This window comes from Campylobacter sp. IFREMER_LSEM_CL2194 (genome assembly GCF_025771685.1).
GTDB lineage: Bacteria > Campylobacterota > Campylobacteria > Campylobacterales > Campylobacteraceae > Campylobacter_D.
The window spans coordinates 1-15,282 of record NZ_JAKMQS010000002.1 but is presented as its reverse complement, the minus strand read 5'-3'; the positions used below and the strand labels follow the sequence as shown (position 1 = coordinate 15,282).

General features: G+C 28.8%; 15 protein-coding genes. 12 read left to right on the top strand and 3 right to left on the bottom strand.

Features of this window, described 5'->3' with window-relative positions:
• Positions 1-3: 3 nt before the first annotated feature.
• Positions 4-582, bottom strand: a complete 579-nt coding sequence (locus L8V79_RS01125; RefSeq protein WP_257397147.1) for a class II aldolase and adducin N-terminal domain-containing protein — start codon at positions 580-582, stop codon at positions 4-6.
• A gap of 61 nt (positions 583-643) precedes the next feature.
• Here L8V79_RS01125 and rsmH point away from each other — a divergent pair, with 61 nt between their 5' ends.
• Together rsmH and L8V79_RS01115 are read left to right on the top strand one after the other, a co-directional pair.
• On the top strand, positions 644-1,561 hold the full coding sequence (gene rsmH / locus L8V79_RS01120) for a 16S rRNA (cytosine(1402)-N(4))-methyltransferase RsmH (RefSeq protein WP_263702183.1): 918 nt from the start codon (positions 644-646) through the stop codon (positions 1,559-1,561).
• Positions 1,562-1,564: 3 nt separating this feature from the next.
• Entirely contained in the window at positions 1,565-2,485 is a 921-nt protein-coding gene (locus L8V79_RS01115; protein ID WP_263663496.1) for a hypothetical protein, read from the top strand.
• On the opposite strand, the gene L8V79_RS01110 is transcribed toward L8V79_RS01115, so the two are convergent.
• Positions 2,482-2,973, bottom strand: coding sequence for a hypothetical protein (locus tag L8V79_RS01110; protein ID WP_263702182.1), 492 nt, complete (start codon positions 2,971-2,973; stop codon positions 2,482-2,484). The two genes, L8V79_RS01115 and L8V79_RS01110, sit on opposite strands and share 4 nt — an antisense overlap.
• Before the next feature lie 129 nt (positions 2,974-3,102).
• On the opposite strand from L8V79_RS01110, the gene L8V79_RS01105 reads away from it, so the two are divergent.
• Positions 3,103-4,080: a glycosyl transferase family 90 gene (locus tag L8V79_RS01105; RefSeq protein WP_263702180.1), complete on the top strand. Its 978-nt coding sequence runs from the start codon at positions 3,103-3,105 to the stop codon at positions 4,078-4,080.
• Positions 4,081-4,091: 11 nt separating this feature from the next.
• Positions 4,092-4,949 carry a D-amino acid aminotransferase gene (locus L8V79_RS01100; RefSeq protein WP_263702178.1) on the top strand — a complete coding sequence of 286 codons (858 nt, stop codon included), beginning with the start codon at positions 4,092-4,094 and terminating at the stop codon, positions 4,947-4,949.
• Here the strand turns inward: L8V79_RS01100 and L8V79_RS01095 are convergent.
• Positions 4,946-6,280, bottom strand: coding sequence for a cation:dicarboxylate symporter family transporter (locus L8V79_RS01095; protein WP_263702270.1), 1,335 nt, complete (start codon positions 6,278-6,280; stop codon positions 4,946-4,948). The two genes, L8V79_RS01100 and L8V79_RS01095, sit on opposite strands and share 4 nt — an antisense overlap.
• A gap of 301 nt (positions 6,281-6,581) precedes the next feature.
• Between L8V79_RS01095 and L8V79_RS01090 the strand changes: the two genes are divergently transcribed.
• The 8 genes from L8V79_RS01090 (at position 6,582) to L8V79_RS01055 (ending at position 14,654) form a co-directional block, all read left to right on the top strand.
• Positions 6,582-8,657 (top strand): FTR1 family iron permease, encoded by a 2,076-nt coding sequence (locus L8V79_RS01090; RefSeq protein ID WP_412175166.1) that lies wholly within the window; start codon positions 6,582-6,584, stop codon positions 8,655-8,657.
• On the top strand, positions 8,654-9,175 hold the full coding sequence (locus L8V79_RS01085; RefSeq protein ID WP_012661874.1) for a ferrirhodotorulic acid transporter, periplasmic binding protein: 522 nt from the start codon (positions 8,654-8,656) through the stop codon (positions 9,173-9,175). Before L8V79_RS01090 ends, L8V79_RS01085 begins: the two co-directional genes overlap by 4 nt.
• A gap of 75 nt (positions 9,176-9,250) precedes the next feature.
• Positions 9,251-10,672, top strand: a complete 1,422-nt coding sequence (locus tag L8V79_RS01080; protein ID WP_263702177.1) for a Fe-S-containing protein — start codon at positions 9,251-9,253, stop codon at positions 10,670-10,672.
• Positions 10,662-11,954: an ABC transporter permease gene (locus L8V79_RS01075; RefSeq protein WP_263702176.1), complete on the top strand. Its 1,293-nt coding sequence runs from the start codon at positions 10,662-10,664 to the stop codon at positions 11,952-11,954. The genes L8V79_RS01080 and L8V79_RS01075 overlap by 11 nt, the downstream gene beginning before the upstream one ends.
• Positions 11,944-13,059, top strand: coding sequence for an ABC transporter permease (locus tag L8V79_RS01070; RefSeq protein ID WP_263702175.1), 1,116 nt, complete (start codon positions 11,944-11,946; stop codon positions 13,057-13,059). The genes L8V79_RS01075 and L8V79_RS01070 overlap by 11 nt, the downstream gene beginning before the upstream one ends.
• Positions 13,059-13,715 carry an ABC transporter ATP-binding protein gene (locus tag L8V79_RS01065; protein WP_012661870.1) on the top strand — a complete coding sequence of 219 codons (657 nt, stop codon included), beginning with the start codon at positions 13,059-13,061 and terminating at the stop codon, positions 13,713-13,715. The genes L8V79_RS01070 and L8V79_RS01065 overlap by 1 nt, the downstream gene beginning before the upstream one ends.
• Positions 13,705-14,196 carry a TlpA family protein disulfide reductase gene (locus tag L8V79_RS01060; RefSeq protein ID WP_052768384.1) on the top strand — a complete coding sequence of 164 codons (492 nt, stop codon included), beginning with the start codon at positions 13,705-13,707 and terminating at the stop codon, positions 14,194-14,196. Before L8V79_RS01065 ends, L8V79_RS01060 begins: the two co-directional genes overlap by 11 nt.
• Positions 14,157-14,654, top strand: coding sequence for a TlpA family protein disulfide reductase (locus L8V79_RS01055; protein WP_263692678.1), 498 nt, complete (start codon positions 14,157-14,159; stop codon positions 14,652-14,654). The genes L8V79_RS01060 and L8V79_RS01055 overlap by 40 nt, the downstream gene beginning before the upstream one ends.
• The last annotated feature ends 628 nt before the right edge of the window (positions 14,655-15,282 follow it).

The following is a 15,282-nucleotide window of genomic DNA, read 5'->3' as shown; positions in this document are numbered from 1 at the left end:
TTATTATGATAAATTTGTTTCCGCTAAATGGATAATTTTGCAAGAATTTTCAATTAAATCTATAATTTTACCTAATTCATAACTTGTTCTACCATAGGCAAATATACCATAGCCCTTTACAACAACAAAATTTTGTTTTTGTTCTAACATATAACGATAAATTTCAGTTTGTGATCTATCCTCCCAATCTTCATAATTTTTAGGATTATAAACTCGAATTTCTTCTAGAAAAATTTCACCAAAATAATCTTGAGGTGTTATAAAATCATGATTTAAACTCATAGATAAGGTATAGGTTGGGCAGGCAAAACATATAAATTTAGCTTCAGGTATGTTCTCATATATACTTTTATGGATTTCACTATCGCTACTTGCCTCATCCCAGCTATAATCTTTTGCAAATTTTAAAATACTTAAACTTTTTTCATCTAGTTGATTTAAAAAAGTGTCATTTTTATTTATAATAAAAGAACTTTGAGATAGTTTTGCTGAAACTGATCCGTGGCAAATTCCAAAAAAATTTTTTTTAAACATTGAAGTAGAAAGTATTTTGATTTGAGAAATGATATTTTCTTTATTCATTAAAAACCTTGTTTTAAACTTAACTAAGATATTATACTAAAAAATATTTTAAAGGTTTATTTTGCAAAGTCCACATATTCCTGTTTTACTGCAAGAAGTTTTAGACGCTTTTGATGATTTTGATAGTGGAGATTTTTTAGATTGCACTTTGGGTTATGGAGGGCATTCTAAGGCGTTATTGCAAGCTCATGAGAAACTAAGATTAATTGCTTGTGATAAAGATTTAGAAGCTTTAAATTTTTCTAAAGAATTTTTAAAAAAATTTCAAGATAGGATAAGTTTTAATCATATAGGTTTTAAAGACATTTTAACTCAAATTCCAACGCAAAACCTAAGAGGAATTTTAGCTGATATCGGTGTATCTTCTTTGCAGCTTGACAAAAATGATAGAGGTTTTTCACTAAATTCTGATTTTTTAGATATGAGAATGGATCAAAATAATCCTTTAAGCGCTAAAGAAGTGGTAAATTCTTACAGCAAGGAAGCCTTGGAGCAAATTTTTAAAGACTATGGAGATTTAACACCGGTTGCTTCAATGCTTACTCAAAAAATCATCAATGCAAGAAGTCAAAAAGAGATTACAAGCGCAAAAGAATTAAGTCAAATTATAGGAAATGCTAAGCTAAAAGGACGCAATGTGTCTTTAGCTTTGCTTGTATTTCAAGCTTTACGCATAGAAGTAAATAATGAGCTTGGCGAATTAAAATCCTTGCTTGAAAACATAGAAAAAGTAAAATTAAAAGATTGTAAATTAGCTATTATTAGTTTTCATTCTTTAGAAGATAGGATAGTAAAAAATACTTTTAAAAGATGGGAAAAAGACTGCATTTGTGATGAAAGAGCCATAAAATGCGAATGTGGCAAAGGACATAGTCTTGGGAAAATTTTAAGTAAAAAAGCTATAAGTGCCTCCAAAGAAGAAATAAGCTATAATAGCAGATCAAGTTGTGCAAAAATGAGAATTTTTTATTTTAGGTAAATAATGGTTGAAGATGATTTTTTAAAAGAAAAGCAAAATATACGTGAAAAAATGTTGAAATATTCCAGGGCTATTAAAGAAGGTAGGCCTTATGAAGAATATGAGCAAAATTTTAATGAGAGCGATCGTATACTAAAAAATAGAATACAACGTAAAAAAAGACCTAAATTTACAGATTTTGATGAAGAGTATGAAGAAAAACCTAAGAAGCAATCTGCTATTTATTTAAAAGAAGATTTGATTAATGTTAAATTAGAAGAAAAAAAGCCTTTTAAATTACAACTTAATTTTTTCAAAAAGCAAAAAGAAAAATTCGATAAAAAAAATATTGCAAATTCTAAAACGCTTAAAAGTAACAAATCAACTCAAGAAGTAAGAAAAATAGAAAAAAAACAAGAAAATAAAGATCCTATTCAAATATCTAAAATTCTTACTCAAAGCAATGTTTTTGTCACTTCAAAATTTCAAGATTTAAAAGAAAAAAGAAAAGAAAAAGCTAAACTCAAACAAGAATTAAAAGAGCAAAAAAAAATCGAACAAGAAAAACTAAGAAAAGCTCAAGAGGAATTAAAAGAAAAAGAAAAACTAGCCAAGCAAGAACAAAAAATTTTAGAAGAAAAAGTAAGACTTGAAGAAAACCAAGAGTATAATCAAGAAGATAAATATGAGCTTTTAGATAGTATAGTAAGTGAGGAGAATAAAAATTTAAGTCCTAAAAATTTAATATATGCAGGTTTGATGATAGCATTTGCTTTATTGATATTTTTCCCACAAATTTATATTAGAAATCAAATTTATTATGTAAGTAGAGATATAGCGGATTTAAGATCGCAAGAACTTGTTTTAGATGAAGAAAACAAAGAGCTTCAAAGACAGCTTGAAGCGCTATATTTTCAAAATCAAGTTTTAGACTTTTTAGATTAATCTTGTGTTTGAATGATTTTTTCTAAAACATATTGCTCGAGTTGGTTTTTTGGGATTTCTTCTTTAATGGCTTGGTTATAAATATTTTCTGCTATTTTTGAATATTTTTCATAAGCAAAATATGGAAAATGCAAAACCCAAGCTTTTTTTAATAATCTTTTGCTTATTGCTTTTCTAGTGTAAATTTTAAAAATATCATAGCCAATAAAAACACAAGCGGTTACAAAAACAGCACTTAAAATACTAATATGAAAATCAATAATTGTTAAAAAATAATGACTAATGATAAGCATAGGAACTAAAATAGCTATGCAAAAAAATGCATAAATAAGATAAGAATTAAACACCTTAAATTTAAAATTTAATTTCGCAGGATCTACCATCATGCCTTCATTAAGTAAGGCGTTTGCTTCTAATAAATCTTTTAAATTAACAGGTTGGTTTGAAACTTTAAAAATAAAGTTTAAAATAAATTCTTGTATTTTCATTTTTTACCCAATTAGTATGTGATTTTTGTGATTTTAACATTTTTGTTTTTAATTAAACTAAATTTTAAGTCTTGTAAATGAATTCTTGTGTTAAAATTTATATTATTTTAATATCAAAATGGAAGAAAAATGGCAGATTCTAGATTTATGATGAATGTAAAAGGCATAGCTAAAAGTTTTATACCTAGAAAAATTTATCAAAATCAATTGCAAAATATTTTAAAAGAAATTTTAAAATCAAAAAATATAGATAATATTATTACTCGTTTAAATTATTATAATCTGCAAAATGATTTTTTTGATATAAAAAAATTTGAAAATTATGAAAAAATAGGAAAATTTCCTTTTAAAAAAACTTCTTATGCTTACGATGCTTATGCAATCAGTAAGTATTTTGATGATGATTTTTTATGGGTTAAAGGTTTTGGGGATATTAGTTATAATCTTAAATATCCAAGTATAGCTAAATCAAGACCGGTTGAAAATGGTTTTAATAATATCATTTTAAAATTAGACAAAAACAGACATTTTGATTTTATACAAGATAAAAACCAATTTGAAGATAAAGAAGATTTGCTTTTTTTTAGAGGCGCAATTTATCAACCTCATCGTATTAAATTTTTTGAAAAGTATTTTGATAATCCTCGTTGTGATATTGCTCATGTTGGTGGTAGAAAAATTCAAGCCGAAAAATGGATTAAAAATTTAAATTTTAAAATCAGTAGAGCCTATCAAACTCAGTTTAAATTTTTACTTTCTTTAGAAGGCAATGATGTAGCAAGCAACTTAAAGTGGGCGATGAGAACAAATTCTTTAGTTTTGGCACCAAAAATGCGCTATGAAACTTGGTTTATGGAAGGAAAGCTAGTTCCAAATGAGCACTTTGCTTTGATTGATGATGATTATGAAAATGTAGAAGCTTTGCTTGATTATTATTTAATTAATCCGTATAGAGCAAAAGAAATCATTCAAAATGCCCATGCTTACATAGAGCAATTTTTGGATGAAAAGATAGAATTTTATATAGGAATTTTAGTTTTAGCTAAGTATTTTTATTATTCTAATCAGCTTGATTTGCCAAAAGATATTGTTGATTTATTTGATTAAAAGGAGGACTTATGCAAGAAATGGAAGTGGTGTTTTTAAATGATGAGTTTGTAAAAGCTAGTGAAGCTAAAGTGAGTGTTTTTGATAGAGGTTTTATCTTTGGAGATGGAATTTATGAAGTAGTTCCTGTGGTAAATGCAAAAATAGCTGACAAAGAAGAATTTTGGGAGCGTTTTGAGCGTAGTTTGGCTCAAATTGAACTACAAATTCCTTATACAAAAGAAGAATTTGAAAATATTTTAGAGCAATTAATCATTAAAAACTCTCTTAAAGAAGGTGGGCTTTATATGCAAGTTACTAGAGGGGTTGCTAGTAGAAATTTTGCTCTTTTGAAGGGATTAAAACCTACTATTATGGCTTTTGCTTTTGAATGCAAGGTGATTGAGCATGAGTATGCTAAAAATGGGGTAAGTGTTATTTCAACAGCTGATTTAAGATGGAAAAGAAGGGATATAAAATCAATTTCTTTATTGGCTCAATGTCTTGCAAAAGAAGAAGCTATAAAAGCTAAGGTTTTTGAAGCTTTTATGGTAGAAAATGCTTTAGTAACGGAAGCTTCTAGTAGTTCAGCTTTTATTATAAAAGATAAAACTTTAATTACTAAGCCATTTTCTAATGAAATCTTACCAGGAATTCGCCGTAAAAATATCTTGAAATTTGCCAAAGAACTTGATCTTAAAGTAGATCAAAGAGCTTTTAGTATGAAAGAAGTATATGAGGCTGATGAGGTATTTATTTCTGCGGCTACTTTTTTGATTTTAGGTGTTATAAAAGCAGATAGCAAGGTGATTAATGATGGTAAAGTAGGCTTTTATACCCAAAAACTAAGAGAAAAATATGTAGAAAAAATACAAAAAGAGGTTTTTTAATCAAAACCCGCATTAGTAAATTCTTTAGGATTATCAAGAGCGTAGCGAAACTTTTCCCAGTCTATTTGTTTATCCCAAATAGCTACGATTAAAGCTGCTACGCTATTACCGCATAAATTTCCTACCGCACGAATTTCAGACATAAACTTATCCACACCCAAGAGTATAGAAATAGCAGCTACTGGTAAAACCTCGCCTAAACTTGCTCCTAAGCCATTGTTAGCTTCTGCAATATGCATATTAGATAAAGCTGCCAGCGTACTTCCTAGTATGATAAAACCTGAACCAGTTACACCAACAGCACCTTTTGAAGCTATCATTAGTACGATTAAAATGCTAATTTCATGCGTTAAAGAAAGCTCTACATTAAAAGCTTGTGCAAGGAAAATCAAACTCATAGCCAAATAAATATTAGTACAATCAAGATTAAAACTATATCCAGTTGGCAATACCAAACCCACAGTGGCTTTTGAAATTCCTGCTTTTTCAAGCTTTCTCATAAGTGGAGCTAATGCTGATTCGCTAGAACTTGTAGCAAAAACTATCAAAACTTCTCTTGAAATAAAACGCATAAATTTAAAAATATTTACTTTGGCAATAAAACAAATAATTCCCAAAACTCCAAAGATAAAAAGCAAAGAAGCAAGCAACATAACAACAAGTAAATATCCTAAATTTAACAAAGAGTCAAGTCCATATTTTGCCACTAAAAAAGCCATCGCAGAAAAAGCAGCAATAGGAGAAAAATACATAATGATTTCTAGGATTTTAAAAACAAAACTTTGCATTATTTCTAAGGTTTTTTGTATAGCTTTTCTCTCATCAATTCTCATAAGCGAAATAATGAAAGCACAAGCTAGGGCTATAACTAAGATTTGCAAGGTTTTTCCCTCGCTAAAAGCAGCGATGATATCAGTAGGTATGGCGTCTTTTAAAATATGTAAAATCTCATTTTGTGCGCTTATTTCTATATTGTTATTGACAAATTGAGCTACACTCTCTTGATCTAAGGTGTTTGGATCAAGGTTCATTCCTTTTCCAGGTCCCATAATATTTGCCATAAAAATACCAATAGCTAAAGCAAAAGTACTCACTACTTCAAAGTATAATAAAGCTTTAGCACCTATACTTCCAACTTGCTTTAGACTTTCAAGGCTAACAACTCCTAAAACAATAGTTAAAAATATAATAGGCCCTATTAAAAATTTTAAAGCTTGTATAAAATAATCCACTCCGATTTTACTAGCTAGTGCAAGTTCTTTATCTAATAAACCAAGGCTAATACCAGCTATTATTCCTATAATCACCCAAAAACCTAAATTTTTTAACATTTTTTTGAGCTTGCTTGGTTTTTCATGGGTAATTACTAGCACAAAAACTCCTTGAATTTTTAAAACCACCACATATTAGCAAAGAAAAACTTATTTTTATGATTAAAACAAATAAAAAATAAACAATACTCTTAAAAATAATAATTTTTTAGCTTATTTTGTAGCTAAAAGTAGCATTTTGTAGTATTTTTATCTGATTTATTATGAAATAAATAATGATAATGTTTATCTAAATTTAAGAAAGCTAGTACTATACTTGCGACTATGATTTTAAAAATGAATATCATTTCGGAGTAAAATAGTGTTTAAAAAAATAAGCTTGTTGATAATTTTTTTATTTTGTACTATTGTTTATGCTAGAGAGATTGATTATCAAAAAGAAGCCCAAGCAATCAAACAAATTTTAAATGAAAGTATGATTTTATACAAAGAAAATAAAAATTTAGAAGCGAAAAAAAAGGCAGAAGATGCATATTTTCAGCATTTTGAAACCATGGAAGGTTCTATTGGGCGTAATGTTGGTAGAAAAGCCATTGTTATGGAGCGTAAATTTGTTAATTTAAGAAAGTTATATAAAGATAAAGAAGATTTTTCTAAAATAGAAGCCTTGATTAGTAGTTTGTATTTTGATTTAGATGAAATAGTTCCTATTTTAGAAAAAGGCTTCCAGCTTAAAGCTGAAGCTAGTGATGTAAATTATGATAAAAAAGCAGCTGAAAACTCATCTTTAAAAGCAGAAAAAGAACGCCAAGCACAAGCTGAAGCGATGTTTGCTGCTTTGCTTGGAGAGAATGTTAAAGAACAAACTTCACAAAACTCAACTCAAAGTTTGATTGCTCAAGAGCAAGACACTCAAAAAGATGAAGCATTGCTAGCTTTACAAGAAGCTTCGACTTTGGATGCAAGGTTGCAATTTTTAATGGATTCTATGATTTCAAAGCTTGATCAGGCTGCATTAGCGTTTGTAAATAAAGACTATCAAAAAGCTAAAGATTTGATTCAATCAGCATTGTTTGAAGACTATAGAAACTCAAAAGTAGAAGTTTTAGTGGCAAGATATACTAAGGCAGGAGTGGATAAAAAAATTCAAACTAAACTTAGAACTATTATAAGAAAAATCAATGCTAATACTTTAGATGAAAAAACTATTAGAGATGAAATTTCAAACATATCAGATTTATTATATGAAGCGTTTTTAGCTCTACCTAAAGAAGAATTAGCCTTGCTTCAAGTTAAAGGCTTTGATGAAAGTGCTATGAGTACTAAAAACTATACTAAAGTATATGATGATATGAAAATTGCTCTTAATGATATTTTGCAAAATTATGAGGGATTTAGTTTAAATAGTATAGATGCTTTACAAAATGTGTATTTAGATATTTTTGAAGCAAGTGGCATGGAAAGTAAAATTGGTGCTATTGATAGTGCTTTAAAATTAAAAATAGAAAGTTATTTTTCAAAAGGTGTTGCACTTATTAAAGCAAGTGCTTCTAAAGAAGAATTAAAACAAAATTTTGACGAGCTTAGTGCCTTAGTGGAAGGCTCTTTAGATAAAATTCAAGAATCCTCACCTATGTCTTTATTTATATGGGCTTTGGGTATTATCTTAAGAGAGGGCTTGGAGGCTTTAATTATTATTGTAGCTATAGTTTCATACCTAGTTCAAAGTGGTAATAAAAAGCGTTTAAATATAGTATATTCAGCACTTTGGAGTGGGGTATTTTTAAGTTTTGTAACAGCATTTTTTATTTCATGGATTTTTAAAGAACAAGCAGGGCAAAGCAGAGAGTTGCTAGAAGGCATTACTATGCTTGTGGCTGTTGCATTATTATTTTATGTAGGTTTTTGGCTTTTATCAAATGCACAAAATAAAAAATGGGCAAATCACATAAAAACCCAAGCAGTTAAAGCTATATCAAATAATTCAGCAAAAACCTTATGGTTTAGTGTGTTTTTAGCTGTATATAGAGAAGGTGCTGAAACTATTCTTTTTTATCAGGCTTTATTATTTGATGCAAAAACAAGCACAGATTATAGTTTTATATTTATAGGATTAGCTAGTGGATTAATTATACTTATCATACTTTATTATTTATTAAAAGCTGGTGCTTTAAAAATACCAGTAAAACAATTTTTCTATATAACTTCATACATTATTTTTTACATGGTCTTTGTCTTTACAGGCAAAGGCATTGGTGAGCTCATAGAAGCTAAGGTTATCACCCCAAGCTTACTTCCTTTTGATTTTGAAGGAATTTTGTGGCTTGGAATTTATCCTTACTATGAGAGTATCATACCTCAGTTTATGGTTTTAATCTTACTCATTATGGGTATTTTTATAACAAAGCAAATTTCAAATAAAAGGGAAAAAATATGAAAAAAACTTTATTAAGTTTAGGCGCAGCAGCTAGTATTTTAGCTAGTTCAGTTTTTGCAGCAGAGGTGCCAATTGGCGATCCTTATGAATTAAATGGTATGGAAATAGCAGCGGTTTATTTACAACCAATCGAAATGGAGCCAAGAGGGATTGATCTTGCAGCAAGTTTGGCAGATATTCACCTTGAAGCAGATATTCATGCATTAAAGGGTAATAAAAACGGCTTTCCAGAAGGCTTTTGGATCCCTTATTTAACTATAGCTTATAAGCTAACTAATCTTGACAATGGTAAAGTAAAAACAGGAACTCTTATGCCTATGGTTGCAGATGATGGCCCTCACTATGGTGCAAATTTAAAAATGGATACAGGCATTGGAAATTACGAGTTAGTATTTTTAATAGAAAGTCCAGAAAAACAAGGTTTTGGACGCCATGTTGATAAAGAAACAGGTGTTGGTAAATGGTTTGAGCCATTTTCGGTTAAATATAACTTCAAATACACAGGAAAACCTAAGTGATTTTTCCCTAGCTTTTGCTAGGGTTTATTTATGAAATTATTGATTTTATAAATAAATTCTATCAAAGAAGAGCCTATGTCGATTTATTTTGTACATTTTTTTGGAGTATTTTTTTCTTATGCGCTTTTGAGTGCTTTATTTTTTTATAATCTAAAAAATTCTTTAGTGTTTAAACTTGCTTTTGTAGGTTTTGTTTTTTCTTATTTTGCTTTTTTTATTAGCGCTAAAACACTAAGTTATGATTTGCTATATTTTTCTAATGATATTTTATTTGTTTTATTGTTTTTGTGTATTATCATTTTTTCTTTTATGAAAAATAATTTTTTAAAAGAAAAAATTCAAGCAATATTACTTTTTTTATTATCTTTTGCTTTTGGTATAAAATACTTACATATTTCTATTGACTTTCCTATATTAAGCACTAATTTTTTAGATTCTTTAGCGATTAGCTCTTTTGGGTTTATTTTACTTGCTTTTATTATGTGCTTTGGGGTTTATCTTTTTACAAGATGGCTAAGAGAATTTAAATTCAAGTTTTTAAATTTATTTTTATTTATTATCGTAATTTTTTATCTAAATGAAGCTTTAGCGCAAATTTTATTACACCTTATGAGAGAAGGCGTGATAGAAACAGAAAGCTTGTATTTAAGCTATGTGGCAAAAAGTGTGTATTATGCTAAATTTTATACTTATGTATGGTTTGTATTATTGGGGCTTTTTATAGTTTTAGCTCTAAAGCAAAGAGTAAGTGAAAATACTAAGAAAAAAGATTTTGATATAGAATTTAGAAAAAATCAAGCAAAAAATTCAACTATAACTAATTTTAGTGCAAGTATTTTCAGTGCTATGATTTTGAGTCTTTGTATTTTTCTCTTTTATGACTTACATGCTTCAAGACCGGTAACCATAGATGAGCCAACCTATGTAGAGCCAAATGATAATGATGAATTTGTCTTTGATGTAGCTATTTTAAGAGATAATAACTTACACCGCTTTGCTTATATTAGCGATGAGGGTAAGGTAGTGAGATTTTTCTTAATCAACAAAAGAGAAGATAAAGACTCGCCAGTAGCGGTTTTTGATGCTTGTAGTATATGTGGGGATATGGGTTATGTTAAAAAAGGTGGAGAGTTAATTTGTATCTCATGTAATGTTAGAATTTTCTTACCAAGTGTAGGTAAGGCAGGTGGGTGTAATCCTATCCCTATGAAATATAAATTTGAAAATGGCAAAGTTATTATACCTTTTTCAGAAATTTTAGATGGGGTAAATTTTTTCACTCAAGTAGTAGAAAAGAAAGTTTATGATCCTATTGATAATACTGAACTAATTAATTTAAAAGCGCCAAGATCTTATGTTTATAAAGGAAGAACATATTTTTTTGCGAATGAAAAAAACTATGAAGAGTTTAAAAACGATCCTTTAAAATACATCGATATGAATAAAACATCAAAATATAGAATTCATAATTTATTAGGAAATGACTATGCAAATTAAGATTGTAAAAAATTCCATTTTTCAAAATAAAATTCAAAAATCTCTAGCCTTACTAACGATTTTTTTAGCTACTTTACTTATGGCTACGATGTTAAATCTTACTTTAGGCATAGGTAATGAAATCACAAAAGAATTAAGAAGTTATGGATCGAACATTTTAGTTTTACCTAAAGGCGCAAGTTTAAGTGTAGAAGTGGGTAATAAAATCTATGAGCCTTTGAAAAATCAAAATTTTTTAGAAGAAAGCAAACTCCATACTATAAAAGAAATTTTTTGGAGAAATAATATCAACGCCTTTGCGCCATTTTTAGATACCCAAGTAAAAATTCAAACTCCAAATGCAAATTATGAAAATATCTCTTTAGTGGGAACTTATTTTGATAAAGCTATAAAGGTGCAAGATGATGATGATTTTTATGCAGGCATTAAAGAATTATACAAATATAGTCAAATCAAAGGAAGCTACCCAAAAGATGATAGTTTAGATGAAATAATGCTAGGAAAAGACTTAGCACAAAAATATGATTTAAAAATAGATGATGAAATCACCCTTGTGCAAAATAATCAAATTTTTAAAGTAAAAATTGTTGGTATTATAGACTTAACTCAAGCCTTTTCAAATAAAATCATTACTTCTTTACTTTTAGCACAAAAACTTTCTAAAAAAGAAGGTTTGTTTGCCAAAGCAGAAGTTTCAGCTTTGACTATACCTGAAAACGATTTAGCACAAAAAGCAAGACGCGATGTAGATAGTCTTAATCAGCTTGAGTATGATCAGTGGTATTGCACTGCTTATGTAAGTTCTATTGCTTATCAAATCGCAGAAGATTTTAAAGGTGCTAGCACAAAAGTAGTGAGTGCGATTTCAGATGCAGAAAGTTTGATAGTATCTAAAATTCAATCTTTAATGGGTGTAGTTAGCATTATATGTTTAATCGTAGCTTCCATAGCTATATCATCTTTAATGAGTGCAGATATTTTTAGAAGAAAAAGCGAAATAGGACTTTTAAAAGCTTTGGGTGCTAGCACTTTGCAAATTTATATGATTTTTGCATTAGAAGGGGTTGTGGTAGCTTTAGTTGGGGCTGTTTTTGGTTTTGCTTTTGGCGTTGGGGTTTCAGAAATTATTGCTCTAAGTATATTCGACCATACTATTGCTATATCTTGGATTATTTTACCAATTTGTTTATTTTTTGCGATGCTTATAGTATTTTTAGGATGTTTGTTCTCTATCAAAGGAATTTCTAAACTTTCTACTTCAGAGGTTTTATATGGCAAATAATTTTTTTATGCAAGAGGTTTTTAAATCTCTTATTTTTTCTTATAAAAGAGTTTGTATTATTTTTATAGCTGTGTTTATGGGTGCTATGGTTAGTGCTTCATTTTTTAATATTTATTTTGATATTGATACAAAATTATCTAAAGAATTAAAAGCTTATGGGGCTAATTTTATCATCACGCCAAAAGATGATGAATTTTTAAGCATGGATGAGTTTAATCAAGCCAAAGAAAGCTTGAAAGCAAAGGCTTTAACCCCATTTTTATATGGTTTTTATAATCTTGAAAGCTCAAGTGCGGTGGTGGTTGGGGTTGATTTTGCAAATTTAAAGCTTACTAAGCCTTTTATGGAGGTTTTAAAAGGAAGCTTTTCTTTGAGTGATTTTAGTGAAGATAGTGCCTTTGTAGGGGCTGATTTAGCTAAACAACTTGAACTTAAAATAGGACAAGAATTACAAATTTACAACCCAAGCATTTCTAAAATAGTCAAAGTAAAAATCAAAGCTATTTTAAGAAGTAACGATGAGCAAGATGGGGTTTTAATCATCTCTTTAAAAAAAGCTCAAGAGCTAGCAGCTAAAGAAGTTATAAATTATGCTCAAGCTATTTTACTAGGCGATTATGAAAGCTTAGATCAAAAAGCAAAAGAGCTTAGCAAGGGCAATGTAGAAGCTAAAGTCATAGCTTCAGTGTCCATTAGCGAAGGTGTGATTTTAGAAAAGATTAAAGCTTTAATGGCTTTGATTAGCTTGACGATTTTACTCATTAGTTCTTTGAGCGTAAATACCACTCTTAGTGCAGTTATTTTTTCAAGAAAAAAAGAAATAGCCTTACACCTTGCACTAGGAGCTAAGCATAAAGAAATCATCAAGCTCTTTGGAGCTGAAGTGTTTATTTTAAGTTTAAGTGCGAGTTTGCTTGGTGCTTTTTGTGGGTATTTTTTGGCAAATATTTTTGGGTATTTGATTTTTAATGCAAGTATAGACTTTAGATTGCTTTCAGTATTTTTTGCGGTGCTTGTTTCTTTGGTATTTGCATTTTTTGCAAGTATTTTACCGCTAAAAAAAGCCTTAAAAATCAATGTTTGTGAAAATTTAAAGGGTGAGTGATGAAAAATATTATAAAAATTTCAAATTTAAATCGTAATTTTAATGAAGTTAAAGCTTTACAAAATATCAACCTAGAAGTAAAGCAAGGCGAATGGCTAGCCATTATGGGTCCATCAGGTTCAGGTAAATCAACACTTTTAAATATACTTTCTTTGATGGATACTCAAAGTAGTGGGGAGTATTTTTTAGATGATAAAGAAGTTGGAAATTTAAGCGAAGAAGAAAAAAGCGTGATTAGAAGAGAAAAAATAGGTTTGATTTTTCAACAATTTCATTTAATACCTTATTTAAATGCCTTAGAAAATGTTATGCTAGCTCAGTTTTATCATTCAAGCATAGAACAAAAAGACGCTATAATGGCGCTAGAAAAAGTAGGGCTTTCACACAGACTTACGCATTTACCTAGCCAATTAAGTGGCGGGGAGCAACAAAGGCTATGCATAGCAAGAGCTTTAGTGAATGATCCTGAAATTTTATTAGCAGATGAGCCAACTGGAAATTTAGATGAGGCAAATGAAAAAAACATTTTAGAACTTTTTTGTAAATTAAAACAAGATGGTAAAACCATAGTTTTAATCACTCACAATCCAGACTTAGCAACCTTTGCTGATAGAACTATCATTTTAAGCCATGGAGTGATGAAAAGTGAAAATTAAAAGTATAATTTTAGCTTGTTTATGTTTAGTTTTTTTAAGTGCATGTTTTGAAAACAACAATAAAAATGGCGGCAAAGTAGGCTTAAAAGCACCAGAGATCGCAGCTAAAAATTTAGAAGGTGAGAAAATTAAACTAGCTGATTTTGATAATCTTATCGTTTTAACTTTTGTAGAGCAAGGTTGTGCATCTTGTTTAAAAGACTTGCCACTTTTGGAAAAACTAGCTAACGAATACCCTAAAAAAATGACTGTTTTAGCGCTTGATTCTATAGATAAGGGGAAAGATTTTGAAGAATTTGCTACAAAATATGATTACAAAAATATTATATTTTTACAAGATGATTTAGATATCTCATGGCAAAGATTTAGCGTTTTTGCAGTGCCAACTACTTTTGTCATTAAAGATGGAGTTGTACAAGATAAAATCATAGGAGAAAAACCATGGTCGCAACTAAAAGCTTCTATTGCTTCTTGGCTTTAATAAGCGTTTTTTTCTTTAGCGCATGCTCAAATAACGAATTTCAAACCTTAAATTCAAATCAAAACTATACTTTCAAATATGATGGTTTTGAAAAAACCTTAAAAACACAAAATGCAAATCAAGCTTATGCTTTATTTTTTTTCACGCAAGATTGTGGTGCATGTAATGCACAAATTCCTATGTTAAACGAGCTTTATAAGGAAAGAAATTTTCCTATTTTAGCGGTGCTAAATGGAGCTAATTCAAAAGAAGAAGCTCAAAAAATTCTTTTGGAAAAAAAGCTAGATTTGCCACTTTTATATGAAGTTAAAGCAAGCTCATTTTTATCTAAAGCTGTGGGTGGAATTTATGGCGTGCCTGTGATGATTTTTTTTGATGAAAAAGGTAAAATAAATGAAAAATTCATCGGACTTACCCCAAAAAGTGTTTTAGAAAATAAGATTAAATTTTTACAATAGATTTAGGTGTTTTATAAAGTATATTTTAGTAAAAAATAATTTAAAAAATTTATAACACTATTCTTTATTCAAACACCTATTTTACAATATATTCAAGCCGATATAATATATTCTTATCATACTAATATTTTATTATTTTTTATAATTAAGCTTAAATTTATAAATATAGTATTAACATTTCTTAATTGTTAAGAATATATTGGTAATACTCATTACAAAAATATACAAACAAGCAATAAATTAAACAACACATTAACTATTTTTTGAAAGGAATTTTCAATGAATAAAAATTTATCCAAAAATCACCTCACGGGGGGGGGGGATACGATAATTTTCGTTTTAGCTTAAATGCTTTAAATTCTTTAAAAAACTCTAATCTTTTAAAGCTTTCTTTATTTACTGTATTTTCACTAAGCTCTTTAGAAGCTGCCACCCAGTCAAATTATGATAAAACTTCTAATGCTTATGTAATTAAAAAACACCATTATGAGAACAATGATGTCTATGATTATAATCTTGATACTTATAAACTCTTAAGTGGTAAAAACTTCTATGGTCAAATGGCTACTAATAAAAATCTTTCAAATATCACTTTAATCTATGATAATCCTAAAGATAAAGCTCATGC